General features: G+C 67.9%; 18 protein-coding genes and 1 riboswitch. Of the genes, 8 read left to right on the forward strand and 10 right to left on the reverse strand.

The genetic code is table 11. The features are described 5' to 3' along the window. Positions 1-311: 311 nt before the first annotated feature. Together ASF54_RS11265 and ASF54_RS11270 are read left to right on the forward strand one after the other, a co-directional pair. Positions 312-2465, forward strand: a complete 2154-nt coding sequence (locus ASF54_RS11265) for an acyltransferase family protein (protein WP_055962849.1) — start codon at positions 312-314, stop codon at positions 2463-2465. A 12-nt stretch (positions 2466-2477) separates the two neighbouring features. Further along, positions 2478-2828 carry a metallopeptidase family protein gene (locus ASF54_RS11270; protein ID WP_055962851.1) on the forward strand — a complete coding sequence of 117 codons (351 nt, stop codon included), beginning with the start codon at positions 2478-2480 and terminating at the stop codon, positions 2826-2828. Positions 2829-2832: 4 nt separating this feature from the next. Here the strand turns inward: ASF54_RS11270 and ASF54_RS11275 are convergent, their stop codons facing one another. The 4 genes from ASF54_RS11275 to ASF54_RS11290 form a co-directional block, all read right to left on the reverse strand. Further along, positions 2833-3369, reverse strand: coding sequence for an ATP-binding protein (locus ASF54_RS11275; protein ID WP_200919617.1), 537 nt, complete (start codon positions 3367-3369; stop codon positions 2833-2835). Positions 3370-3388: 19 nt separating this feature from the next. Beyond that, the gene (locus ASF54_RS11280; protein ID WP_055962854.1) at positions 3389-4183 is read right to left on the reverse strand and encodes an energy-coupling factor transporter transmembrane component T family protein; all 795 of its coding nucleotides are present in this window, start codon (positions 4181-4183) and stop codon (positions 3389-3391) included. Further along, the gene (locus ASF54_RS11285) at positions 4180-5691 is read right to left on the reverse strand and encodes an ABC transporter ATP-binding protein (RefSeq protein ID WP_326934338.1); all 1512 of its coding nucleotides are present in this window, start codon (positions 5689-5691) and stop codon (positions 4180-4182) included. Before ASF54_RS11285 ends, ASF54_RS11280 begins: the two co-directional genes overlap by 4 nt. Position 5692: 1 nt before the next feature. Further along, positions 5693-6325 carry an ECF transporter S component gene (locus ASF54_RS11290; RefSeq protein ID WP_055963957.1) on the reverse strand — a complete coding sequence of 211 codons (633 nt, stop codon included), beginning with the start codon at positions 6323-6325 and terminating at the stop codon, positions 5693-5695. After that, positions 6317-6427: riboswitch (TPP riboswitch) on the reverse strand. (Overlaps the previous gene by 9 nt.) 95 nt (positions 6428-6522) lie before the next feature. Here ASF54_RS11290 and glgX point away from each other — a divergent pair. The 5 genes from glgX (at position 6523) to ASF54_RS11315 (ending at position 17079) form a co-directional block, all read left to right on the forward strand. Further along, positions 6523-8640 carry a glycogen debranching protein GlgX gene (gene glgX, locus ASF54_RS11295; protein WP_084816211.1) on the forward strand — a complete coding sequence of 706 codons (2118 nt, stop codon included), beginning with the start codon at positions 6523-6525 and terminating at the stop codon, positions 8638-8640. After that, positions 8637-10970, forward strand: a complete 2334-nt coding sequence (gene treY, locus ASF54_RS11300; protein ID WP_055962857.1) for a malto-oligosyltrehalose synthase — start codon at positions 8637-8639, stop codon at positions 10968-10970. The genes glgX and treY overlap by 4 nt, the downstream gene beginning before the upstream one ends. Position 10971: 1 nt before the next feature. Beyond that, positions 10972-12717: a malto-oligosyltrehalose trehalohydrolase gene (gene treZ, locus ASF54_RS11305; RefSeq protein ID WP_055962860.1), complete on the forward strand. Its 1746-nt coding sequence runs from the start codon at positions 10972-10974 to the stop codon at positions 12715-12717. 79 nt (positions 12718-12796) lie between these two features. Then, a complete protein-coding gene (locus ASF54_RS11310; RefSeq protein ID WP_055962863.1) occupies positions 12797-14959 on the forward strand; it encodes an acyltransferase family protein in 2163 nt (720 codons plus the stop codon). After that, a complete protein-coding gene (locus ASF54_RS11315; RefSeq protein WP_055962866.1) occupies positions 14956-17079 on the forward strand; it encodes an acyltransferase family protein in 2124 nt (707 codons plus the stop codon). The genes ASF54_RS11310 and ASF54_RS11315 overlap by 4 nt, the downstream gene beginning before the upstream one ends. A 31-nt stretch (positions 17080-17110) precedes the next feature. On the opposite strand, the gene ASF54_RS11320 is transcribed toward ASF54_RS11315, so the two are convergent. The 6 genes from ASF54_RS11320 to ASF54_RS11345 form a co-directional block, all read right to left on the reverse strand. Next, positions 17111-17773 (reverse strand): lysophospholipid acyltransferase family protein, encoded by a 663-nt coding sequence (locus tag ASF54_RS11320; protein WP_235481038.1) that lies wholly within the window; start codon positions 17771-17773, stop codon positions 17111-17113. 68 nt (positions 17774-17841) lie between these two features. Then, complete coding sequence (locus ASF54_RS11325; protein ID WP_055962868.1) at positions 17842-18513, reverse strand: sortase domain-containing protein; 672 nt, start codon at positions 18511-18513, stop codon at positions 17842-17844. Continuing rightward, complete coding sequence (locus ASF54_RS11330) at positions 18514-19686, reverse strand: glycosyl hydrolase family 8 (RefSeq protein ID WP_055962870.1); 1173 nt, start codon at positions 19684-19686, stop codon at positions 18514-18516. A gap of 7 nt (positions 19687-19693) precedes the next feature. Then, positions 19694-20596, reverse strand: coding sequence for a DUF4397 domain-containing protein (locus tag ASF54_RS11335; protein WP_055962872.1), 903 nt, complete (start codon positions 20594-20596; stop codon positions 19694-19696). A 77-nt stretch (positions 20597-20673) separates the two neighbouring features. Next, the gene (locus ASF54_RS11340) at positions 20674-22677 is read right to left on the reverse strand and encodes an ArnT family glycosyltransferase (protein ID WP_055962874.1); all 2004 of its coding nucleotides are present in this window, start codon (positions 22675-22677) and stop codon (positions 20674-20676) included. Then, positions 22674-24179, reverse strand: a complete 1506-nt coding sequence (locus tag ASF54_RS11345) for a glycosyltransferase (protein ID WP_235481040.1) — start codon at positions 24177-24179, stop codon at positions 22674-22676. Before ASF54_RS11345 ends, ASF54_RS11340 begins: the two co-directional genes overlap by 4 nt. A gap of 235 nt (positions 24180-24414) precedes the next feature. Between ASF54_RS11345 and ASF54_RS11350 the strand changes: the two genes are divergently transcribed. Beyond that, on the forward strand, positions 24415-25419 hold the full coding sequence (locus ASF54_RS11350) for an aldo/keto reductase family protein (protein ID WP_055962877.1): 1005 nt from the start codon (positions 24415-24417) through the stop codon (positions 25417-25419). The last annotated feature ends 131 nt before the right edge of the window (positions 25420-25550 follow it).

Here is a 25550-nt window from a genome sequence, read left to right on the forward strand (position 1 = left end):
CACCCTCAGAAATGGTCGGGCCCTGCCCTCTCTCACGAGAGCAGGGCCCGATTTCTTCGTCGTGCCCATTGCTTTCGATGCGCAAGCGCATCTAAAGCGGCACAGAAATGGTCGGGCCCTGCCCTCTCTCACGAGGGCAGGGCCCGATTTCTTCGTCGTGCCCATGGGCTTCGTATGAGCAAGCGCATCGAAAGCAGATCAGAAATGGTCGTGTCCCTCGGCTCGGTCCGAATGGCTTCAAGACCTTTTGGGCTCGAACATCTTATATGTCTCTGATATTCTGGTGACATCAATCTGACCCGGGGGTAGATGTGCCCAGATCAGGCCGCAAACCAACAACCACTCTTGCCACGAGAAATGGCAGACGCTCCGATATTCAGGGCCTTCGTGCCCTGGCCGTCATCGGTGTCATCGCCAACCACCTGACAGGAGCCCCCTCGGGTGGCTTTCTCGGAGTCGACGTCTTCTTCGTCATTTCCGGCTTTCTCATCACGGGGCTGCTCGTACGCGAGCGACAGCAGACCGGGCGCATCTCTCTCGCTGACTTCTACCGACGCCGGGTCAAACGCATCGTCCCGATAGCCCTGCTCGTCACGATGTCGACGTGTGTGGCCGCGTTCGCACTGTTCAACTCCGCACGAGCCGACTCGGTTCTGACCGACGCGAAGTGGTCCGCCGCGTTTCTTGCCAACTGGCATTTCGCCGCCTCTGGCACCGACTACTTCACGAGCCAGAACGCCACTTCCCCGTTGCAGCACCTCTGGTCATTGTCCGTCGAGGAGCAGTTCTACGTGGTCTGGCCGCTTCTCCTCATCGCCGGCTTCTTCGCCTTCTCCACGGCCCGGTTCTCGCGCCAGCGCGGTGCCCTCGTCGCTGTGGCGATCGCCCTGGTCGGGGCGTCCTTCTTCTACGCGGTCGCGTCGACCAGCGCCGAGCCGATCGCAGCGTATTTCTCGACTCCAGCCCGAGCGTGGGAGCTCGGGTTCGGTGCCGTCCTCGCACTCGCCCTGCCGCTTTGGGAGCGCATTCCCCGCGCGGTGAGCGCCCTCGCCTCGTGGTTCGGCCTCGGGGGCATCGTGGCGTCGTTCGTCTTCATCGATGCGTCGTTCGCGGTTCCCGGCCCTTGGGCGCTCGCAGCCGTTGCCTCGTCCGGGCTCGTCATCCTCGGCGGGGCTGCCCGCACGGCGCCCCGGCTCGTGCCTCTGTCCAATCCGGTCACGGGATTCATCGGTGACATCTCGTACTCGCTCTACCTGTGGCACCTGCCCGTGATCGTGTTCGTGGGGGTCTCGCTCGAGGCCGGCTCTCCGGCTCTGTATGCCGCAGCGATCGCACTCACGGGCGGCCTCTCGGTAGCGACCTACTACCTCCTCGAGCGACCTGCCCTGTCAGCGCCGCTCCTTACGGGCGAATCGGTCCAGAATCGCGCGGCTCTCTGGCGAGAATGGCGGAAAGCGCATGGAGCGACTTACCGTACTGGCGGCCTCGCCGTCCTTTCGGGCATCACTGTCGTCCTCTGCGCCGCGACCCTCCTCCCCTCGACGTCACCCGCGGTCACGCGTCCACTCCCCATGGCCGGAGCGGCTGGAGAATCCAGCACCGCTACCGACCAGGGCGGCCCCGTGCAGCAAAAACTCGCGAAGCAGATCGAGGCAGCGCTCGGGGCCAGCACCTGGCCAGACCTCGACCCCTCCATCGACGCGGAGATCAACGGCCCAGACGCGGCCTCCGAGGTGGCGACCTGCGGCCAACCCGGTCGCATCGATATCGGTAGCTGCAGTTGGGGGTCCCCCTCTGCGAAAAAATCCCTGGCGGTAGTGGGCGACTCCGTCGCGCTTGCCTACGCCAAGACGTTCATCGCCATGACAGAGGCGCATGACGATATCTCGGTCACGAGCCTTGGCCAGTTCGGCTGTCCACTCGCCGATCTCCCGCTTCACGAGGGCAGCACAGATAAAACCGAGTGCTCTCGGCATCGTGAAGAGACGCTGACGACGCTCGAAACGCTCAAGCCCGATGTCGTAGTCGTCACTGACACCTACGCTCCGCTCACCGATGTCACCACGAAGGCATCTGTCTCGGCGGCCCAGTGGAAGACCGGCATGAAGGGTGTCACCGATCGCATGGCCGCTACCGGGGCACAGGTCGTCTTCCTGCCTCCGCCACCGCCGGGGGCCGTTCTCGAGACGTGCTTCACTCCCCGCAGCGTTCCGTCCTCCTGCATCTCACGCGTCAGCAGCACCTGGACGGCCCGGGCCGAGACCGAGAAGAGTCTGGCGAAGTCGGTGCAGGGCACCTTCGTCGACACGCGGCCCCTTTTCTGTGTCTCGGGCCTGTGCCCTGCCTTCGTTGGCCGCGACGTCGTCAAATCCGATCTCAATCACCTCACGGTCCGCTACGCCACCGCGATCGCACCGGCCATGTACGAACTTCTGAAGGAGGCGGGGGTTCTCAGTCCGGCGTGAGAGGCTGACCGCATGCTCGAGGTGGATGCGAACGCGTTTGAGAAGCTCGTGATCAACGAGCTCGACCTCCTTCCCGACGACATGTTCGAGGGTCTGGAAAACGTCGCCTTCGTCACCGAAGATCGCCCCGAAGACGGCTCCCTCGACCTCCTCGGGCTCTACGACGGCGTGAGCCTCACCGAGCGGGGCCAGTACGGCTTCGGTGAGCTACCCGACCGCATCATCCTGTATCGGGAGCCTCACCTCGCGGCGTGCGACACCGAAGACGACCTCCGCGACGAGATCCACGTGACGCTGGTCCACGAGATCGGTCACTACTACGGTTTCGACGACGACAAACTGCACGAGCTCGGCTGGGCGTAGTCGGTCAGCCCTCTACGACGACGTCGGCGAGCCGGCGCGGGTCGTTCGCCATGCGGTGTGCCTCCTCCTGCGCGGCCCAGACATCCCACCACGCACTGTCGGCGTAGTCCGCGGCGTCCACTACCGACCGTTCACGCACACGCGACCGCCGAGACTCATCGTCGAGCTCGACCCACACGCGCAGCGTAGCCAGAGGAGCCGAGGCACGGGTGAGGGCACCGGCACCCTCGATCACCAGCGGCCGTCGCGGGTCGAGGGAGCGCCAGGTGGAAGGCTCACTGGCGTCCCAGTCCCAGCGGCGGTGGCCGGGTTCAGCGGCGCGGAGCATGTCGCGGACGACGGCCTCGGAGGCGCGAGCGAGGCCGTGCCAACCGGGATACACGTCGTCGAGCTCCACGAGCTGAGCGTCGAGGAGTGGCGCCAGGGCTCGGCCGAGTGTCGTCTTGCCGGATCCTGATCTCCCGTCGATGAGCACGACCGGACGCGCGCTCCCAGCCTGCGCACGCGAGGCGAGCAGGGCGAGAGAAGTCGACGAAGACAACGACAGTGGCGAGGGCTGATCAGGCAAAGACGATCGACCAGGTTCCCGCGAGGCAGGCCGCGACGACCGCGACGGCGGCGATGACGACGGCCACGACGACGAGGATCCACTCGGCACGCCCGAAGGTCGACTCACGCGCCCACGTGCGGGGTGCATCGGTGCCGAATCCCTTCGCTTCCATCGCCGTGGCGAGTTTGCTCCCCCGGCGCACCGAGAGCACCAGGAGGGCGAAGGCCATACCCGTGCCGCGACGGACCGCCCCGACGATGCCACCCTCGTCGGCGACGCCCCGGGCACGCCGGGCGAGCCCGAGCTGCCGCCAATCGTCGACGAAGAGGCCCACCAGCCGCAGGCCGGCGAGGCCGCCCAGCACGAAGCGGGCGGGAAGACGCAGCACCTGGGCGAGGCCGTCGGCGAGGTCGGTGGGGTCGGTGGTGGCGAAGAGCACGATGCCGGGGATGCCGACCGCGAGGATCCTGAGCCCGATCGCGAACGCCAGCGCGACCGACCCCTCGGTGACGGTGATGAAACCGAGTCGCCACAGGGTGGCACCGGAGTCGACGCCGTAAAGGGAGGTCGCGATGACCGCGAGCGGCGCCGCGATCCAGAGCGGCAGCGTGCGCTTCACCAGCTGCCGCGGGCTGAGCCCCGCGAAGAGGAGCAGAACGGCCTCGAGCGCGAGCGCCGTACCCGCCGAGACCCAGTCGATGGAGAGCAGCAGTGTGATGCTGACGATCACGGCAGCCAGCAGTTTGGCGACCGGATTGACGCGTCCGATCGCCCGGGTCGTCTCGATCGTGGAGAGGATCGTCACGCCGACACCGCCGCCCGAGAGGCCGAGATCCGAGGCACGGCGCGGGAGCCGGACGGCGCGAGGGTCAGCACTTCGTCGGCGAGCACATCCACGAACTCGGCGTCGTGCGTGACCGCCACGATGGCGCTGCCGGAGTCGAGCAATTCGGCCGCGAGCGCGACGAGCTCGCGCCAGGTGCGGGCGTCCTGCCCGAAGGTCGGCTCGTCGAGCACGAGCACCCGAGGCCGTGAGGCGAGCACCGTGGCGACCGAGAGTCGGCGCTTCTCGCCGCCCGAGAGCGTGAACGGGTTCGCCTCGGCGAGGTGGGCGAGCCGGAGGCGCTCGAGCAGGTCGTCGACGCGCGCATCGACCTCGGTGGGAGCGAGGCGCAGAGCCCGCGGTCCGACAGCCAGTTCGGCCCGCACGCTCGACGCGAGCAATTGGTGCTCAGGATCCTGGAAGACGGTTCCGATCCGAGTCAGCAGCTCCCGTGACTTCCAGCGGATCGGCTCTCGTGCCGCCCCTGCGGCGAGCGGGCCCGCGGCCTCGAGACTGCCCCCGGCCGGAGGCAGGAGCCCCGCGACGGTGAGCGCCAGCGTCGACTTGCCCACGCCGTTCGGGCCCGTGATGGCGAGGGCGCGTCCGGCAACCACGGAGGCGTGGATGCCGGTCGCGACGGTGAGGCCGCGCTGGCGTCCGACAGTGAGGTCGGACACGTCGAGGAGGGGCGTCGGCGTCGGCTGCGACGTCGAGCGCGGAGGGAGGACGGGCGGGCGCCCGGGCACCCAGACCCCCGCCTCCGTCAGCGTCGCGGCGTGGGCGCCGAGGACGGCGTCTGGGGTGCCGTCGGCGAGAACGCCGCCGCCGGCTGCCAGCACGACCACGCGATCGACCACGGGGAGCCAGACCGACACGCGGTGCTCGACCACCACGAGCGTCGCCCCGCTCTGGGCGGTGACCCGGGCGACCGCGTCGCGCACTTCGCGCACCCCCTCGGGATCGAGGTTGGCCGTGGGCTCGTCGAGCAGCAGCAGCCCGGGCCGCATGGCCAGGGCTCCGGCGAGCGCGAGTCGTTGTTTCTGGCCGCCCGAGAGAGCCGACGTGGAGCGGTCGAGGGGCACGTCGAGTCCGACGGATTCGAGGGCCTCGTGCACTCGCGACCAGATCTCGTCGCGCGGTACGCCGAGATTCTCCGGACCGAAGGCGACGTCATCGCCGACGCGCGCGAGCACCACCTGGGAGTCCGGATCTTGGAGGACGAGCCCCGCCCGCCCGCGCTGCGTCGCCGCGGGGCGACCGTCGATGAGGAGCTCGCCGGCCGAGTCACCCTCCTCGTCACCCCCGAGGACTCCGGCGAGCCCCGCGAGGAGCGTCGACTTGCCCGCGCCGGAGGCGCCGAGGAGGAGGACCCGCTCGCCGGGTTCGATGACGAGGTCGAGGGAATCGACGGCGGGCTGGATCCTTGAGGCGTGCCGCCACGACCACCCTCGTGCGTCGACCCGCGCACCCGGCCCGGGCGCGCGGATCACGTCAGACCCTCTTCGTGGCCGAGCGGCCGCTCGCGAACCGGCTGAGTGCACCGGAGGCGGCGAGACCGCGGACGGCGAGCCAGGAGAGCAGCCCGGCCAGCACGGCACCGGAGGCGACGGACGAGACGAGGTAGATGACCTTGAACTCGGGTGCGTAGGCCGCGACGCTCGAGAAGTTGGTGTCGAGGAGCCCCGCCGCGAGCCCGGCCCCCATGCCGGCGAGGAGCGCCGCGCCCAGCCGCCACGACCGGTAGAGAAGCACGGCGAAGAGGAGTTCGGCGCCGAGACCCTCGAGGATGCCCCAGATGAGCGTCGAAAAGCCCCACTGCGTGCCCACCAGCATCGACACGACGGCCGCGACGATCTCGGTGTAAAGCGCGGCGCCCGGCTTGCGGATCACGAGGCCGCCGAGCACGCCGGCGAAGAGCCAGCCGCCGGCCAAGAGACCCTCGAGGCCCGGCGAGAAGGTCAGCAGACCGCTGAGCGGGGTCCAGGCGAGACCCCAAGCCCAGAAGATGACGCCAGCGGCGACGCCCAAGACGCTGGCGACGACGATGTCGACGACCCGCCACCGTCGGGGCGGCGAGGCCGGGGTGCTGCTCGAGGTGGTGCGAGTGCTCGCAGAAACAGACATGCGTTCTCCTCCCTGCGCCGGCATGATCCGGATCAGGTTCGACGGTCGAAGCGTGGATCGCTTCCTCTCAGCCCGGCTCACCGGACTCCCGTGTGTTGTGGGTCGAGCATAACGCCTACCGCGTCCGCGTGCCGGGGAGGGCCCGGACGCGATCAGCCGATCGCCCGTAGGCTTAGCCGAGTCCTGACGGAGGTTCGATGATCACCTGGCCCGGCAACCCCTATCCCCTCGGTGCCAATTACGACGGCAGCGGCACCAACTTCGCCATCTACTCGGAGGCGGCCGAGCTCGTGCAGCTCTGCCTGTTCGACGACTCCGGAGTCGAGACGAGGGTCGACCTCGTCGAGGTCGACGCCTACGTCTGGCACGCCTATTTGCCGAGCGTGCAGCCGGGGCAGCGCTACGGCTACCGAGTGCACGGCCCCTACGACCCCTCCAAGGGGCAGCGCGCCAACGCGAACAAGCTCCTCCTCGACCCGTACGCGAAGGCGACGAGCGGCGAGATCGACTGGGACGAGGCGCTGTTCGCCTACAACTTCGGCGCGCCCGATTCCCGCAACGACAAAGACAGCGCGGCGCACATGATGATGAGCGTCGTCATCAACCCGTTCTTCGACTGGCAGGGCGACCGTCCGCCGAAGTACACCTACGACGAGACGGTCATCTACGAAGCCCACGTCAAGGGCCTGACCGAGACGCACCCCGACATTCCCGAGTCGGAGCGCGGCACCTACGCGGGCGTCGCCCACCCGGCGATCATCGAGCACCTCAAGGGGCTCGGGGTCACCGCCATCGAGCTCATGCCGGTGCACCAGTTCGTGCAAGACAACACCCTGCTCGAGAAGGGCCTCCGCAACTACTGGGGCTACAACACCATCGGCTTCTTCGCACCGCACCAGCAGTACGCCTCGGTGACCGACCACGGCCAGCAGGTGCAGGAGTTCAAGACGATGGTCCGTGTGCTCCACGAAGCGGGCATCGAGGTCATCATCGACGTGGTCTACAACCACACGGCAGAGGGCAACCACCTCGGGCCGACCCTGTCGTTCAAGGGCATCGACAACGCCAGCTACTACCGCCTCGTCGAAGACGACCAGCAGTTCTACATGGACTACACCGGCACCGGCAACTCGCTCAACGTGCGTCACCCGCACTCGCTGCAGCTGATCATGGACTCCCTGCGCTACTGGGTGACCGAGATGCACGTCGACGGCTTCCGCTTCGACCTCGCGGCTGCCCTCGCCCGCGAGTTCTACGAGGTCGATCGCCTGTCGACCTTCTTCGAGCTCGTGCAGCAGGATCCCATCGTCAGCCAGGTCAAGCTCATCGCCGAGCCGTGGGACGTCGGGCCGGGCGGTTACCAGGTCGGCAACTTCCCGCCCCAGTGGACGGAGTGGAACGGCAAGTACCGCGACACCGTGCGCGACTTCTGGCGCGGCGAGCCGGCGACCCTCGGCGAGTTCGCCTCGCGGATCACCGGATCGGCCGACCTCTACCAGCGCGACGGACGACGGCCCATCGCGTCGATCAACTTCGTCACGGCCCACGACGGCTTCACCATGCGCGACCTGGTGTCGTACAACGAGAAGCGCAACGAGGCCAACGGTGAGAACGGCAACGACGGCGAAAGCCACAACCGCTCCTGGAACTCCGGGGTCGAGGGCCCCACGACCGACGAGGCGATCACCGCCCTGCGGCGCCAGCGGGTCAAGAACTTCTTGGCGACCCTGATGCTGAGCCAGGGCGTGCCGATGCTGCTCCACGGCGACGAGCTGGGCCGCACGCAGAACGGCAACAACAACACCTACGCGCAAGACAGCGAGATCGCCTGGGTCGACTGGGAGAACGCCGACGCCGAGCTCGTCGAGTTCACGACACGGGTGATCGAGCTCCGTCGCAAGCACCCGACCTTCCGCCGCCAGAGCTACTTCGACGGACGCAATGTGCGTCGCGGCGAAGGCGACCCTCTGCCCGACATCGTCTGGCTGACGCCCGAGGGCGACTCGATGACCGCCGACGAGTGGGATTCCGGTTTCGGGCGCTCGATCGGCATGTTCCTCAACGGCAATGGCATCCACGGTCGCGACAAGCGAGGCGGTCGGGTCACCGACGTGAACTTCGTCGTGTACTTCAACGCCCACCACGAGGCTGTCAGCTTCACCCTGCCCTCCGACGAATACGCGGAGTGCTGGGAGGTCGTGCTCGACACGACGGACTCCCCCGAACCCACCCACGCGATCAAGGCCGGTGACGTGCTGCCCGTGCCGGGCCGCTCGATCGTCGTCCTCCGCGCCAGCACGGAAGACGCCGAATGACCCGCGCGCACCACCCCTTCTCCACCTACCGTCTGCAGATCCGCGAGGCTTTCGACCTCGACAAAGCCGCCGCCGTGACCAAGTATCTGAACGACTTGGGCGCCGACTGGGTCTACCTCTCACCCGTGCTCGAGGCGGAGCCGGGCAGCGACCACGGCTACGACGTCGTCGACCACTCCCGGGTCGACCCGGCTCGGGGTGGCAGCGCCGGCCTGCAAAAGCTCTCCGACAGCGCGCACGGCCTGGGCCTCGGCGTCGTGATCGACATCGTGCCGAACCACATGGGCGTCGCCACTCCGGCGTCGAACTCGTGGTGGTGGGACCTCTTGAAGCACGGTCAGGAGTCGCGCTACGCCACGGCGTTCGACGTCGACTGGACGGCAGGCGACAACAAGATCAGGATCCCGGTGCTCGGCGACGCGGGCGACGACCGTTTCGACGCTCTCGAGGTCGTCGGCGACGAGCTCCACTACTACGACAACCGGTACCCGATCGCCCCCGGCACCGCTGCCGCCGGCGACTCGGCCGTCGACGTGCACAGCCGCCAGAACTACGAGCTGGTGCACTGGAAGCGCGCCGACTCCGAGCTGAATTACCGGCGTTTCTTCGCCGTGAACACCCTCGCCGGCATCCGGGTCGAAGAGGGCTGGGTCTTCGACGAGTCGCACGCCGAGATCGGTCGCTGGTTCCGCGAGGGGCTGGCCGACGGGCTCCGTGTCGACCACCCGGACGGCCTCGCCGATCCGGCTGGTTATCTCGACCGCCTCGCCGAGCTGACGGGCGGCAAGCACGTGCTCGTGGAGAAGATCCTCGAGGGCGACGAAGAAATGCCGAGCGACTGGGCGACCGCCGGCACGACTGGCTACGACGCTCTCGGTGAGTACGAGCGAGTGCTCGTCGACCCCGACGGACGCGACGCACTCGGCGCGCTCGATTCCGCCCTCCGTTCGGAGCCCGCGGGCGAGTTCTCCTGGGAGGAGATGATCCTCGGCACCAAGCGGGGCATCGCGGACGGCATCCTCGGCAGCGAGATCCGGCGGCTCGCCAGGCTGCTCGGTGAGAGCGGCGCTCCGACGGATCCTCGGGTCGTCGACGCACTCGCCGAACTCGCCGCCGCCTTTCCCGTCTACCGCAGCTACCTGCCGCAGGGCGGCGAGCAACTCGCCCGCGCCGCGGCAGCCGCCGGGGCCGCTCGCCCCGACCTGGCCGACGTGATCGCCACGGTCGTGGAGAGGCTCGGCGACCCGACCGACCCCGCGGCGATGCGGTTCCAGCAGACCAGCGGAATGGTGATGGCGAAGGGTGTCGAAGACACGGCGTTCTACCGCTACAGCCGACTCGTATCGCTCAACGAGGTCGGTGGCGAGCCGAACGTGTTCTCGTTCACGGCCGACGAGTTCCACGCTCGGCAGCAGCGTCGCCTCGCGACGTTCCCCCACGCGATGACGACCCTGTCGACGCACGACACGAAGCGGTCAGCCGACGTGCGCGCCCGCATCACGGTGCTCGCCGAGGTGGCCGACGAGTGGGCCGCGGCGCTCGAGCGACTGCGGCAACTCGCCCCCGTCGGCGACGGACCGTTCGAGAACCTCCTTTGGCAGAGCATCGTCGGCGTCTGGCCCGCTTCTCGTGAGCGCCTCCACGACTACGCCGAGAAGGCGTCACGCGAAGCCGACCTGTCGACGCACTGGACGGCTCCCGACGAGGAGTTCGAGAAGCGGATGCACGCGCTGGTCGACGCCTGCTTCGACGACGACCGGGTCGCGAGTGAGCTGGAGCGCATCGTCGAGGTCGTCCGGAGCGCCGGGTGGTCGAACTCGCTCGCCCTCGCGGCCTTGCAGCTCACCGGCCCGGGAGCACCCGACGTCTATCAGGGAGGCGAGCTGTGGGATTACTCGCTCGTCGACCCCGATAACCGTCGCGAGGTCGACTTCGACGAGCGCCGCCGCATCCTGGCGGCCATCTCGGCCGGCGAGACCCCTCCCGTCGACGAGACCGGCGCTGCCAAGCTGCTGCTGACGCACCGGGCTCTGACCCTCCGACGTGACCGGCCCGAACTGTTCGAGCGCTACGTTCCCCTACCTGTCTTCGGCGAGGCGGCCTCGAATGCCGTCGCGATCGACCGCGGTGGCGCCGTCGTCGTTGCGACGCGCCTTCCGGTCGGTCTTCGCGAATCCGGCGGCTGGCGGGGCACCGAGCTCCACCTGCCCGCGGGCGACCGTGTCGACGCGCTCACCGGGCGACGCTTTACCGGCTCTCGCATCGCCCTGTCCGACCTCCTGGCGACCTACCCCGTCGCCCTGCTGATTCCTGCCCCTCAGAAAGGCTGACGTGGCTCTCTACGACGTCTGGGCCCCCGAGCCCTCCCGTGTCCGACTCCAGCTCGACGGCACCGTGCACGAACTGGCCCGAGGCGACGATGGCTGGTGGCGCGCGCCCGCCGACCTCGACCGCAGCCCAGGTCATCGCTACGGATTCCTGCTCGACGACGCCGAGACGCCCGTGCCCGACCCTCGGTCGCTGAGCCAGCCCGACGGCGTCCACGGGTTGAGCGAGACGTTCGACGCGACGACGTTCGCCTGGACCGACTCCGACTGGAAGGGCCGCCCGCTCGCCGGATCGGTGATCTACGAGCTGCACATCGGCACGTTCACCCCCGATGGAACGCTCGACTCGGCCATCGACAGGCTCGATCACCTAGTCGACCTGGGTGTCGACCTGGTCGAGGTGCTGCCGGTCAACGCGTTCAACGGCACGCACAACTGGGGCTACGACGGCGTCGACTGGTTCGCGGTCACCGAGAACTACGGCGGCCCGGCGGCCTATCAGCGCTTCGTCGACGCGGCTCACGCGCGGGGCCTCGGCGTCGTCCAAGACGTCGTCTACAACCACCTGGGCCCTTCGGGAAACTATCTGCCGCAGTTCGGCCCCTACCTGACCGACAAGCACGCCTCCACCTGGGGCACCGGAGTCAACCTCGACGACGCCGGCTCCGACGAGGTGCGCAGCTACATCTCCGACAACACGATGCTCTGGCTCGATACCTTCCACGTCGACGGCCTGCGTCTCGATGCCGTTCACGCGCTGGTCGACGACTCGCCGGTGCACCTGCTCGAAGAGCTCGCGATCCGCACCGATCACCTCGAAGCCGTCTCGGGTCGCAGCAAGTGGCTCATCGCCGAGAGCGACAAGAACGACGCCTCGCTCGTCACCCCGCGCGAGGCGGCCGGTCGATCCGGTGCCGCGTTCGGAATCGACGCGCAGTGGTCCGACGACTTCCACCACTCGGTGCACGTCGCCCTGACCGGCGAGACCACCGGCTACTACGCCGACTTCGAGCGTCTCGCCGCCCTCAAGAAAGTGCTGACTCGCGGTTTCTTCCACGATGGCACCTGGTCGTCGTTCCGCGAGACGTATCACGGCCGTCCCATCGACACCGAGCGCATGCCCGCCTGGCGTCTCGTGGTCGCGAACCAGAACCACGACCAGATCGGCAACCGCGCCATCGGCGACCGGCTCGCTGCGACCCTCGACGAAGGGCAGCTCGTCATCGCGGCGGCGCTCACCCTCCTGTCGCCCTACACGCCGATGCTCTTCATGGGCGAGGAGTGGGCCGCCTCGACGCCGTGGCAGTTCTTCACGTCGCACCCCGAGCCCGACCTGGGTGAGGCCACCGCGAAGGGGCGCATCGCCGAATTCGCCAAGATGGGATGGGACCCGAGCGTCGTGCCGGATCCTCAGGCCCCTTCGACCTTCACCGACTCGAAGCTCGATTGGAGCGAACTCGCCTCAGGGCGCCACGCGACGGTATTCGAAGCGTACAAGCGGCTGACAGCCCTTCGTCGCGCCGAACCCGAGCTCGTCGACCCCGCGCTTGCCGGCGTGGCGGTCGACTACTCCGAAGACGAGCGGTGGCTCGTGCTGAAACGCGGCTCGCTGCGCATCGCCGTCAACTTCGGCGAGGATCCCACAGAGCTCCCGATCGAATCGAGCGCCGTGCTCTTTGCGAGTGACGAGTCGATCGTCTCCGGCCCGGCGCTCCGCCTGCCCGGGCATTCGGTCGCCGTGGTGCGATAAGCAGAAGGCAGTACTCTTGTAGGAGAAATATCAATAAGGCATAATAGAACCGCCCGTAACCCGATCGGACGGAATTCTTGTGCCTTCTCTTTCGCGACTTCCCCAGCGCCCAACCGCACCCGGCCACCGCAGCGACATCCAAGTTCTCCGTGCCGTCGCCGTCGTAGCCGTCTTCGCCGACCACCTCCTCGCCTTCCCCGGCGGGGGGTTCTTGGGCGTCGACGTCTTCTTCGTGCTTTCCGGGTTCCTGATCACCGGGCTCCTCCTCCGCGAGCACGCCTCCACCGGCCGCATCTCGCTCCGGCGCTTCTTCGTCCGGCGCGTCAAACGACTGGCGCCCGCGGCGCTTCTCGTGCTCGGGGTCACGGTCGCGGTGTCCGCTCTCGTGTTCAACGCGGTCCGCGCGTCGTCGATCCTGACTGATGCCCTGTGGGCCTCCCTCTTCGGGGCGAACTGGCGATTCGGCAGTGTCGGAACCGATTACTTCGCCGCCGACACCCCCGTCTCCCCGCTGCAGCACTTCTGGTCGCTCTCGGTCGAGGAGCAGTTCTACCTCGTCTGGCCGCTCGCCCTCATCCTCCTGCTCGCCCTCGGCCGCGCGTTCAACGCTCGCGGGCGCACGGCGCTGGTCGCCGGCGGGCTGGCGGCCCTGGTCGCGGCCTCGTTCGTCTGCGCCCTCGTGACGACCGGCGAGAATCTGACTTCCGCCTACTTCTCCACGTTCGCCCGGGCATGGGAGATCGGGGCCGGTGCCCTTCTCGCCACGCTGACGCCGCTCCTCGGGCGCATTCCCGACCGAGTGCGACCGGCCCTGGGCTTTCTCGGCTGCGCCGGCATTCTCGGCTCGTTCGTGATGATCGACGAGGCGTTCCCCGTGCCCGGCCCGTGGTCGCTTGCTCCCGTGATCGCCACGCTCGTCGTCCTGGCCGCAGGAACGGGTCGGGCAGACCCCGATCTCGCCGTGGTCCCCTTCGAGACCAACCGGGTGGTCGGGTACGTCGGAGACATCTCGTACTCGCTCTACCTCTGGCACTTCCCCGTCATCATCGTGCTCGCGTCGGTGTTGCCGAGCGGCCCTTTCGAGCTGGTCGCCGCTGCCGTGCTTTCGATCGGGTTCGCGATCGGCTCGTACCACCTGGTCGAGCGCCCCCTGCTCCTGTCTCCCCTCTTCACATCCGGGCCGGGCGTCCGTGCCCGATGGCGCTCCTGGCTCGCCGATGTGCGGCCCACCTACCGTCGCGGCAGCCTCGGTCTCCTCGCCGGCCTCGCTGTGATCCTGTCGGGTGCCGCGGTGGTCGGCTCGGTCCCGGTCACGCCCGCGTTGCCTCCCGAGCTCGCCCAGGCCTCTGAGACGGAACCCGACGCCTCGACCGCGGGGCCCGACGTCACGGCCCTCCAGAAGAAGATCGAGGCATCGCTCAAGCTGACCTCCTGGCCCACGACAGACCCCAGCATCGAGCAGGTCTTGGCGGGTGATACCGGTGCCGACGCCGAGGTGGATGCCGCGTACCACTGTTCGGCCGTGACGGGGTCTCTCACCTCGACAACTGATCCCGCCTGCTCCTTCGGACCCTCCGATGCACCCAAGACCGCCTTCGTCGTCGGCGATTCCATGGCCGCTTTCGGATTCCCCGGCCTCGCCGACATCGTCTCCGACCCGAAGTCGGGATGGAAGCTGCAGAACGTCTCGAAATTCGCCTGCCCCTACGTCGACCTCGACGTCTCGTTCGACGGGACGGAAGACAGCTGCCTGCAGCACAAAGAGGCCGTCCTCGACGCCATTCGGAGTGCCGAGCCTGACATGGTCATCGTCTCGAACGCGTACACCGAAGCCAAAGACCGAAACGGCAAAGCCATCAGCGCGGCCGACTGGGACGCCGCGACAAAGCGGGCTCTCACAGAGTTGGCGAAGTCGACCGACAAACTGGTGATCCTGTCGCCACCGCCCGCAGAGCAGAACATCAAGACGTGCTACACCCCGTCGAGCACCCCCGGCAACTGCCTCTCGCACGTCGTCGGCACCTGGCAGCATCGAGCCGCGTCTGACCAAGCTCTGATGCGCACCCTCAAGGGCTCGTGGATCGACAGCAGGCCCCTCTTCTGCGCGTACGACCTGTGCCCGGCCGTCATCGCTTCGACGGTGGTTCGGATGGACTTCAACCACATCACCCCGGGCGCGGCCCACCTGACTTCGGCGGCTCTGGCCGAGCTCCTCCGCAAAGCCGACCTCCTCAGCGCATGAAGCAGCGTCAGTCAGTCACGCATCGCCGCCGCGACATTCAGGCGCTCCGGGCCCTCGCGGTCTCCGCGGTCTTCGCCAACCACCTCACGGATCGTCCTGCCGGGGGCTTTCTCGGCGTCGACGTCTTCTTCGTCGTCTCGGGCTTTCTGATCACCGGTCTCCTCCTCCGCGAGCACCGCACGACTGGGCGCATCGCTCTCGTCGCGTTTGCCATTCGACGAATCGTGCGGCTCGCACCGGCGGCATTCCTCGTCCTTCTCGCAACCGTCGCCCTCTCGGTCTTCGTCTTCAGCCCCTCCCGTCTGGCGTCGATCTCCGTCGACGCGGTCTGGGCTGCCCTGGCCGCAGCCAACTGGCGATTCTCGACAGACGGCACCGACTACTTCGCAGCGGCATGGGCGATCTCGCCGCTCCAGCACTACTGGTCGCTGGCTGTGGAGGAGCAGTTCTACCTGGTCTGGCCACTCCTGCTGGTTCTGCTCCTGTTCGTCGGCGGCCGAGTGGGCGGCCGGGGCCGCGGCGCCATCCTCGTCTTAGGTATCGCGGCCGTGACGCTGGGTTCCTTCGTCGTAGCGCTAGACCTCACTGCCGATCACCCCAGCGAGGCGTACTTCTCGACGTTCGCCCGGGTGTGGGAGCTCGGGGCGGGCGCTCTCCTCGCGGTCGTGGCACCGTGCCTGGCCAGGATTCCCCACTTCGCCCGCCTCCCCCTTCGACTTGCGGGCCTCGCGGGCCTCGCGGGGATCCTCGCATCATTCCTCCTGATCCCGGCATCGTTCCCGGTGCCGGGGCCCTGGTCACTCGCGCCGGTGGCCGCAACGATCCTCGTCATCGCTGCCGGCACCGGACGAGATTCAGCCCCTCTTCGACCGATTCCCCTTCGGATCGACCAAGGAGTCGTCGCACTCGGAGACATGTCGTATTCGCTCTATCTCTGGCACTTCCCCGTCATCGTCCTGTTGGAGTCGTCGATGGGGCGATCCGTCTGGATCATCCTTCCCGCGACCGCTCTCACTTTTGCCCTATCGCTCGCCACCTACCGCCTCGTCGAGCGTCCCCTCATTGCGTCGCCGATCGGCTCCGTGGGCCGCGGAGTCAAATCGACCTGGCGAGACTGGCGCCGGTCCGTCCGGGCGACCTACCGACGGGGCCTCCCCATCGTCGCCGCCGGCGTCACCATTGTCGCTACCGCCGCGGGCCTCTTCATCGCGCATCCGCCTCAACCGCCGACACTTCCCGAACAGACGGCGTCAGATGCAGCCCTCGCCCAGAGAGAACCGGAGCGGGCTGTACTTCGTGACCGCATCATCGCCTCCCTTCGAGAGTCGACATGGCCCGACGTGAAGCCGAGCATGGAGACCATCCTGGCGAACTCGTATGCCACAGACCTCATCAACGGGTCGCCCGAGGGGAAGTACTACCGGTGCTCGACGAAGACCTCCGGATCAGAGGTCAGCCCCGACTGTCTGTTCGGGCCTCGGAATGCCCCTCGACTTGCCTTCGTGCTGGGTGACTCCATGGCGGCGTTCGAGTTTCCCGGCCTCGGTCAGTTTGTCGAAGCCTCCGGCTCGAAATGGAAAATCCAGAACGCTTCGAAGGTCTCGTGCCCAATCGGAGACAACACCGACACGAGCGAGGAATGCCTCAAGCACCGGGCTGCGGTCGAAAAGGCGATCAGGGCGACGCACCCCGACGTGGTCTTCATCTCCAATATCTACGGCGACTCGAACGACCCGGAGAAAGAGCGGGCTTCCCACCGGGCGATCGCAGGGGCCGTCTCCCGCATCGCGCGCTACACCGAGAAGATCGTGCTCCTGGCTCCCCCTCCGTCGCAGAACAACATTCGCAACTGCTTCACTCGCTTCAGCACTCCGAGCAGTTGCCTGAGCCGCGTCACCGACGGCTGGAAGGCTCGCGCTCGGTTCGAATCAGCCCTGGCTCGGTCTCTTGGTGGCGTGTGGATCGACAGTCGCCCGCTGTACTGCGCCTACGACCTCTGCCCCGCCATCATCGGCACGACGCCGGTGCGCTACGACTTCAACCATCTGACCCCCGAGGCAGCGCACCTGACGTCGCCCGCCCTCATCGAAACGCTGAACGACGCAGGAGTCCTCGACTGAGCCGCGACGACGGCGCACCCGAACGGGCGCGCTACTCCGAGCGGGCCGACACGTAGGTGTCGACGTACTCCTGGGGAGTGAGCTTCTGCACCGCCGCCATAATCTCGTCGGTGACCGCACGCAGCCGCGCCGCGTCGTAGTCGCCCGTCACCTTCTCGAACGTCAGGGGCTTCCCGAAGGTGACGGTGACCCGGGCCCGTCGAGGGAGCTTGGATCCCTTGACCATCACCCCGTCGCTACCGACGATGCCGAAGGGCACGACCGGCACTCCGGAGGAGAGCACGAGACGGGCCACCCCGGTGCGGCCCTTGTGGAGCTTGCCGTCGCGGCTGCGTGACCCCTCGGGGTAGATGCCCAGCGCGCCGCCTCGCTCGAGCACACCGATTCCGGTATCGAGCGCTGCCTTCGACGCCGACCCGCCGGCCCGGTCGATCGGGAGCTGCCCGATCTGCGTCAGGAACCAGCCGAGCAGACGCCCGCCGAATCCGGTCTTCGTGAAGTAGTCGCTGCCGGTCAGGTAGGTCATCGGCCGGTTGGCCGCCCCCGGCACGAACACGGAGTCGATGAACGCGATGTGGTTGCCCGCGATGATGACGCCGCCGCGTTTCGGGATGTTCTCGAGACCGACGACCCGCGTCCGGAAGAAGAGGAACATCACCGGGCGGACTGCGAAGAAGCGGAAGAAGCGATACACGAGGCCACTGTAGACGGCGGGCGGCCGCTGACGGTCACGGCGCGAGGGGTGGCTGGTTCGCCGAAGCGCTACGCCGCCTTCCGAGTCGACGTCAGGTCGGCGAAGACGATCGTGTTCTCGTCGTAGTGGCCGATCGAGGCGTCGAACGTGCCACCGCAGGTGATGAGGCGCAACTGGGGCGTCGGCGACGTGCCGTAGACGTCGCTGGTCGGGAACTCGGTTTTGAGCGCCGCACGGCTGCCCGTGACGGTCCAGGTCTGGACGTCGCCGTTCGAAAGCACGACCTCGACGGTTTCACCCTCCTTCAGCCGGGCGAGGTGCAGAAACACCCCGGGGCCCGTCGTCGAGTCGATGTGGCCGGCAATGATCGCCGGGCCGACCGCGCCCGGCACGACGCCTTTCGCGTACCAGCCGGCGTCGGTCGCGTTCGTCGGCGGATCGAGCTCGCCCGCAGCCCCGATGGCGAGGTCTTGCATGCCGGCCGAGACATCCAGCGACGGGATGACGATCTTCGACGGGACCACCCCGGCAGCCGGGGCGTCCGAGAGTGACTCGGTGTCGGGATCCTGAATCCGTCCGGCCGCGCCTGCACCCGGCGTCGCGGAGGCGGTCGGCGACGCGGCCGTCTTCGGAGCGGAGCCATCGGCCTCGCCGGAGCCCGCCGAGCATCCGGCGACACCGAGTGCGACGATGGCGGCGAGCGCCGCAGCACCCAGGGCCGTCTTCATTCGGGAGAGCATCTACTGTCCTTTCAGGGGAGCGCACGCTCCGAGCGAATCCGTCTGCAGCTGAAGCGCGCCAAGGGCATCCCACGCCGCTCCGTAGTACGTCGGCGTCGACTGCGCGAGTTCGTCGGCCCGCTGAAGGTCGCGCCGGGCGGCGTCGTCTTGCCCGTCGGCGGCCAGGGCGCCAGCCCGAGCAACGTAGCCGAGCGGACTCTGGTCCTGGCTGAGGGGCGAGCCCCCGAGATCGAGCTGCATCGGCAGCGGATCCTTGCCCGAGAGCGGTGCGGCGAGCTTCGCCGCGATCTTCTGGTCGGCGGGGGCGCACGAGTCAGCGAAGCGAATGGCGACGCGGCCGGCGTCGTAGCCGTACTCGACGGTGCCCGAGTCGCCGGTGGGGCCGGGCAGGGGCACGACGGTGCCGTCGGTCTTGACCTGGGCCCAGTCGCTGGGAAGAGCGGCGGACTCCAGGATCCTGGTGGTCACCTTCCGAGACCCGCGCGCCAGCTCGCTCCACCGCGCGTCTCCGGTCGACTTCGCGAGCTCGTCGAAGGCCGCCGGGGCCGCGTACGACGGGTTGTACGACCACGGGCCGGACCCCTGGGCCCAGACCCCGGGCAGCAGGATCCGACCGAGCGGTGTGACTGTCGTCATGTCGTCGAGCACGTGCGCACCCAATGTCTTCCCCTCGCGGGTGTAGGTGGTGGAGTCGAAGGTCTTCCCGGCCAGCAGGAGCGCGCGGGTCATGTCCATGTCGGCGTCGGAGGCGGGCTCGTCGTCGACGATCTTCCCGTCATCCCAGCGCCAGGCCATAAGCCCGTCTTTCTGCTGCAGGTGGGTCGTGGTCCACGACCAGATGGAGTCGAACGTCTTCTCGTCGCCCAGGGCGACCGCGACGAGCATGCCGTAGGCCTGCCCCTCGCTGACCGTGTCGCCCCCCTGGTCACGGCGGACCACGCGGCCCGCCGCCGCCCCGGAGTCGATGACGTAGTCGTCGAGGAACGCCCGTCCGATTTCGGTGGCCGACCGGGTGGGGTCGGCCGACTCGGACGGCTGCGGGGTGCTGGAGGCGGACGGAGCGGCGGTCGACGAGCCGGGGAGCCCGCCGATCGCCGCCGTGGCGATGCCACCCGTGACCAGGACGGCGAGAGCGATTCCTCCGGCGATGAGTGCTTTCGTCTTCGCGGTCATACAGCCCCTAGCGGGTTGCCTCGCTCAGGTCGGCGAAGCGGCCGAAGCTCTGGAAGCCGCCGAAGTACTCGACGTGAGTGGCCTCGTAGCCGCCGCCCGTCTGTACTCCGCCCTTCGGCGTGGTCGTCGTCGCCGCGCTGTCGACCACGGGAACGACCGTGATGCCGTTCTGGGAGTTGTCGAGCACGAAGAGAGTGGTGATGCTGCCCGAGGCGAGGTTGACCGTCTTCGTCGCGTCGACGGCCTTGTCGCGCCCCTGGATGTCGAGGGTCCACTTACCCGCTCCGACCGAGGCGTAGCCGGACGCGCTGCCGAACGCCGCGTCTTTCGCGATCGCGACGCCGGTCGACGTCTCGATGCTGACGGTCTTCGACACGTTGGCCGCCTGGACGAGGCGGATCCGCGACTTGTCGGTGGCGGGCTTCGTGAGGTCGTCCTCGAAGACGGTGGTCTTCAGGTTGGCGTTGGTGCCGTAGGCCACGACGGTGATCGGCTTGCCGGTCGCCACGGTGACCGATGCGCTGATGACCGGCTTAGCGGTGCTGGAGGCACCCGCCGTCGTCATCGCGACCGTGTATTTTCCGCTCGGGAGCTGCTTGTACGGGCTGATCTGGCCGTACTTCACATTGTCGAGCTCGTAGACCGTCTGACCGCCCGAGAAGGAGGTGAGGCGGACATCGACCGACTTGGTGTCGGGCGAGAGGTGGCCGACCCGCACCCAGCCCTTGCCCGCGGTGGTGGCGTTGGCACCGGTCGCAGCGTTGGCAGCGGGCGCGGAGCCGAGGAGGGCGGTGCCGACCGCGATGGCGACGGCCACGACGAGAGCCAGCACGAGGGCGAGTCGGCGGTAGTGAAGGAGACGCGATTCGGTGTTCTCGGGGAGTTCGGACGTTCCCAGGGCGGAGGCCATGGTGGTTCCTTTCTTCGGGTGGGTGCTGCTGCGGGTTGTGCGACGGGTTTTTCGGGTGGAGCGTGCGTGGGTGCCCATCAGCCGAGGAGGCCGGTCGGCTCGATCGCCGGGAAGACGACCTCGGTGCCCGCGCCCGTGGTGCGGATGGTCGAGGGGGCGTAGGTCGATCCCACGTTCTTCAGCCAGTCGGTGAGCTGCGAGCCGGGTTCGCCGGCTGCCGACTCGATGACGAGCCGGCGGAACGACGACCCCTCCTCGCCCGGAAGCGGCTCTAGGTCGGCGACCGTGACCTTGCCGGTGCCGAGGAGCTGCCCCAGCACGACCAGTGCCCGAGAATTCAGCTGCCCAGCGGCGAGTTGCTTCTTCAGCGCGTCGGAGGCGACGAGGTTCGGGTTCTCCGAGATCTCGGTGCCGGCGGCCGTCTGTGCCGCCTTCTCGGACTCGGCCGACTGCTTCGCGGCCGTGGCACCCTCGGGGTTGATGCGACGGACGTCGACCAGCTGGTTGCCGGTGCCGAACGAGGCGACGATGGTCGAGTTCTTCAGCGCGTTCTGCACATCCGGGCTGCCCGCGGCGGAGGTCCGGATCGAATCGGTCGTGACGATGTAGTCGCTGTCCTTCCAGCCGTTCGGCGACTGCGCCTCGACGGCCCCGTCGGTGTCGATCTTGTAGAACCAGATGACGTTGTCCTGATCGAAGCCGTCGTTCACGAGATCGACCCACATGGAGTCGTCGACGAGCAGCCGGGAGTCGTGCGGCACGTTGTCGTCGACCCACTGCTCGGCACTCACCATGGGCTGGTCGAGGTCGGTCTGCAGGAATCCGCGGAGCTGGACGGTCCACAACGGTACAAGTGCCGCGATCGCGACCGCGCAGGCCACGAGCCACGCGGTACCGCCGACGCGGCTGAGGGTCGTGGTGACCTTCCCCGCCCGGCGAGCGCGGTACGTCTTCACGGCCGCGTCGGCGACACCGGCGATGAGGAGCGCGGCGAACGGGATCAGCATGATGACGTACGGCACCGGCACGTAGCTGTTCGGACGGAACATGACGGCGACCGCGAAGAGCACGAGCACGGCCAGGGGGCGGAAGCGCTTGAGGAACAGTGCAACGACGGCCGAGAGGACACCCATCACGATGAACACCTGGTCGAGGACCCACCACTGGTCGACGACCTTGAAGAACAGGCTTCCGGTGTCGAAGATCGATCCGCTGTCGGCGCGGGTGCCGAGCTGGAAGGTGAGCCCGGAGATCAGGCTCGTGTGGCCCGGGCCGGGGATCAGCTCGCCGCGCACGGCCGCCAAGACGACGTAGCTCAGCCCGACGAGGGCCAGAACGGCCCCCGAGGTCGCGAGCGTGTAGCGGCGGGTGCTCTTGTCGGAGTTCCGGATCATGACCCACGCGAGGAACGGCAGGGCAAGGAGGAACGTCTCTTTCGAGAGCACCGCGATACCGAAGGCGAAGGCCGCGCCGATGAACCCGGCCAGCTGGTTCTTCCGGCTCAGAGCCAGGAGGAAGGCCAGCAGCAGCCAGGGCACGGCCACGTTGTCGAGGTACACGGTGCGGTGGAACTGCACGGCCAGCGGCGAGACACCGAACACGAGCGCGGCGACGGCTGAGGCCGGACGGCTGAGGCCGAGACGTCGACCGAGCAGCCACACCAGGAGCACGGAGACGAGGGCGAAGAACAGCATCGCCTCGCGGCCTGCCATGACGGCCTGGTCGTAGCGCCCGAAGGCACCGGTGAGGCCGGTGTAGCCCGCGATCTGAATCCAGCCGAGCGGCGGGTGGTCGTACCAGTAGGTGTAATGCGTCAACTCACCCAGGTGGCCGATGGCCCAGGCTTGCGCGGTGTAGGTGCCCTCATCGTCGATGCGCTGGGGCGACCCGGCCATGTTGATGCGCTGGACGATGCCCGCGAGGGCGAGGACGGGCAGGATCCAGACGAGGGAGGCTCCGTGACGAGCCAGCCAGCCTCGGATCCTTCGGTTCTTCGGGGCAACCGCGGGCGGGCCCGCGAGGTCACGGCTCGCCTGGCGCGGCGGGGCCTGGACCGTGGGACGTTCCTGCGTGGCGGTCATCGCTCGTCTCCCGACACCATCGCGAGCGCGGATTCGGGCTGCTTACGGCCCTCGCCGATCGGCACGACGTTCGATTCGGAGGTGGGCACTTCGGCGTCGCGGTGCAGGCCGCTGTGCTCCGTCTTCTCCCAGCCGTTCTGGCCGCGGAGCTGACGGTAGACCGCCCGCACCGCGCCGAGCGCGAGGAAGATCTGGTACGGAATCAGGCCCCAGACGAGACGGAAGTAGTCGAGGGCGCGGACCTTGATGCCGTAGGTCCGGCCGAACTCGGCGAGTCCGGTGATCTCGACCGCGAGCAGCACGAGGGTCGGTGCCACCGGGATGAAGGTGATCAGGGCGATGCCGGTCGGAACCTTGATCGTGAAGATCAGCACGACCGAGATGGGGATCAGAAGACCCGTGACGGCCTGGATGAACGGCATTGTCAGGAGGTAGCGGGCGTAGAAGCGCTGACGGAAGGTGGGCAGCTTGCGCCACTCCCCCTTGCCGAGCACCTGCATGAAGCCCTGGTTCCAGCGCGTCCGCTGCTTGAGCAGGGAGGTGAAGGTTCCCGGCGTCTCTTCGCGGGTGACGACCTCGGGCGTGTAGGCGACGACCACGTTGGCACCGGCGCTCGAGAGCCGCACGCCGAGCTCGCAGTCTTCGGCGAGACATCCGGCGTCCCAGCCCTCCGACCAGTCGAGCCACTTCTTCGTGACGAAGACCGTGTTCCCGCCCAGCGGGATGAACTTCGACTTGGCGTGGAAGTGCAGACGCGACCGGAACCAGAAGTAGTACTCGAGCACGTTGCGGAGGCTCCACCACGACGACTGGAAGTTCATCAGCTGCACGCCGCCCTGGACGACGTCGGCATCGGTCTCGGTGAACTTCGAGTCGACCAGGGTCAGCAGGCGCGGGTGCACCTCGTCCTCGGCGTCGAACACGCCGACGATCTCGCCGCGGGCCGTTTGCAGCGCCAGGTTCAGCGCCTTCGGCTTGTTCTTCGGCTCGGAGTCGTCGACGATCACCCGAATGAGCTCGGGGTGTCGGGCCGCCGCCTCGCGAGCGACCCGCTCGGTGCCCGGGTCGTCGTGTCCGACGATCGCGATGATCTCGAAGTCGGGGTGGTCTTGCAGGGCCAGACGGTCGAGCGTCTGCCCCATGACCTCCTCTTCGTGCCGGCCCGGTACGAGCAGCGTGAACGAGTGGCGGGCGTCCAGCGGGTCCTCGCTGAACGACGTGCCCTTGAGGTTGTCCTTCGAGCGCCAGGCGTGGAGCATCCACCAGAGGGTCGACACGGCGACAGCCGTCAGAAGCAGCGACACGATGACGAGCGCCGAGTAGCCGATCCATTCCGCCGGCGTCCAGGCGGGGAACTGGAATCCGAAGACGGAGCCGTCGGCACCCGACGAGACCCCGCGGTTGGGAACGAAGGATCCGTCGGACGGCGCCTGGGGAGTGAGCAGCGGCGCGGGTTCGCTGGCTGCGGGCAGGCTGAGGTAACGCGTCGGGTCAGTCGACACGGAGGTCTCCTTTTCGGGGGGAGATCGGGAATGATGCTCGGGTGGGTGAGATCGTCAGCGATCAGAAGGAACGTCCGACCCCCGAGAAGGGGGCACGGAGTCCGGCCATGCCCCTCGTTCGGGTGCCCCCAGGGGAACGGTTTGGTCGGGGTACAGCAATTGGACGGGATTGCCAGACAAAGGTCACAAGTTGTTCATATGCGGGCCTTGGCCCGTGGCGCGTAAGTTGGGGGCCATGGAATTCAGATACCTCGGCAACTCCGGCCTCAAGATCTCCGAGATCACCTACGGCAACTGGCTGACGCACGCGTCGCAGGTCGAGAACGATCAGGCGACCGCCTGCGTGCGTGCCGCTCTCGACTCCGGCATCTCGACCTTCGACACCGCCGACGCGTACGCCAACACCGCCGCCGAGCAGGTGCTCGGCGACGCCCTCAAGGGCGAGCGACGCGAATCGCTCGAGATCTTCACAAAGGTGTACTGGCCCACCGGGCCGCGCGGCCACAACGATGTCGGTCTCAGCCGCAAGCACATCCTCGAGTCGATCGACGGATCACTGAAGCGCCTCGGCACCGACTACGTCGACCTCTACCAGGCACACCGCTTCGACAACGAGACCCCGCTCGAAGAGACCATGCAGGCGTTCGCCGACGTCGTCCGCCAGGGCAAGGCCCTCTACATCGGCGTCTCCGAGTGGAGCGCCTCCGAGATCCAGCGGGGCCACGAGCTCGCGCAGAAGCTCGGCGTCCAGCTCATCTCGAACCAGCCGCAGTACTCCCTCCTCTGGCGCGTCATCGAAGAGGAGGTCGTGCCCGCCTCGAAGCAGTACGGCCTCTCGCAGATCGTCTGGTCGCCGATCGCCCAGGGTGTGCTCACCGGCAAGTACAAGGCCGGCCAGCCGCTCCCCGCGGGCTCGCGGGCCACCGACGAGAAGGGCGGCGCCAACACCATCAAGCGCTTCCTCACCGACGAGGTCTTGACGGCCGTCGCCGATCTCGAGCCGATCGCCGCCGATCTCGGCATGTCGATGGCGCAGCTCGCCGTCGCCTGGGTGCTGCAGAACGACAACGTCGCGTCCGCGATCATCGGCGCCTCGCGCCCCGAGCAGGTGGTCGACAACGTCAAGGCCGCCGGCGTGAAACTGCCCGCCGAGGTGCTCTCGAAGATCGATGCAGCCGTGGGGCACCTGGCCGAGCGCGACCCCGCCAAGACGGTCTCGCCCGACTCGCGCCCGGCGTAGACCCCGGGCCGAAACTTCTTTTCTCGGATCCTTGGGAATTTCTCCCGAATCGATACACTTGCATCTATTCGTCCGGTCGGTGACACGTCACCGATCTCTCGGATCCTCTTACCGCTTCTCACTTACGGAGA

It is taken from the genome of Frondihabitans sp. Leaf304, assembly GCF_001423105.1.
Lineage (GTDB): Bacteria > Actinomycetota > Actinomycetes > Actinomycetales > Microbacteriaceae > Frondihabitans.

What these genes read in the sequence shown, in the direction of transcription:
- ASF54_RS11270 (WP_055962851.1), top strand. Translation starts at nt 2,478, where the DNA reads ATGCTCGAGGTGGATGCGAACGCGTTTGAGAAGCTCGTGATCAACGAG.
- ASF54_RS11290 (WP_055963957.1), bottom strand. Translation starts at nt 6,325, where the DNA reads ATGTCTGTTTCTGCGAGCACTCGCACCACCTCGAGCAGCACCCCGGCC.
- glgX (WP_084816211.1), top strand. Translation starts at nt 6,523, where the DNA reads ATGATCACCTGGCCCGGCAACCCCTATCCCCTCGGTGCCAATTACGAC.
- treY (WP_055962857.1), top strand. Translation starts at nt 8,637, where the DNA reads ATGACCCGCGCGCACCACCCCTTCTCCACCTACCGTCTGCAGATCCGC.
- ASF54_RS11315 (WP_055962866.1), top strand. Translation starts at nt 14,956, where the DNA reads ATGAAGCAGCGTCAGTCAGTCACGCATCGCCGCCGCGACATTCAGGCG.
- ASF54_RS11325 (WP_055962868.1), bottom strand. Translation starts at nt 18,513, where the DNA reads ATGCTCTCCCGAATGAAGACGGCCCTGGGTGCTGCGGCGCTCGCCGCC.
- ASF54_RS11330 (WP_055962870.1), bottom strand. Translation starts at nt 19,686, where the DNA reads ATGACCGCGAAGACGAAAGCACTCATCGCCGGAGGAATCGCTCTCGCC.
- ASF54_RS11335 (WP_055962872.1), bottom strand. Translation starts at nt 20,596, where the DNA reads ATGGCCTCCGCCCTGGGAACGTCCGAACTCCCCGAGAACACCGAATCG.
- ASF54_RS11340 (WP_055962874.1), bottom strand. Translation starts at nt 22,677, where the DNA reads ATGACCGCCACGCAGGAACGTCCCACGGTCCAGGCCCCGCCGCGCCAG.
- ASF54_RS11350 (WP_055962877.1), top strand. Translation starts at nt 24,415, where the DNA reads ATGGAATTCAGATACCTCGGCAACTCCGGCCTCAAGATCTCCGAGATC.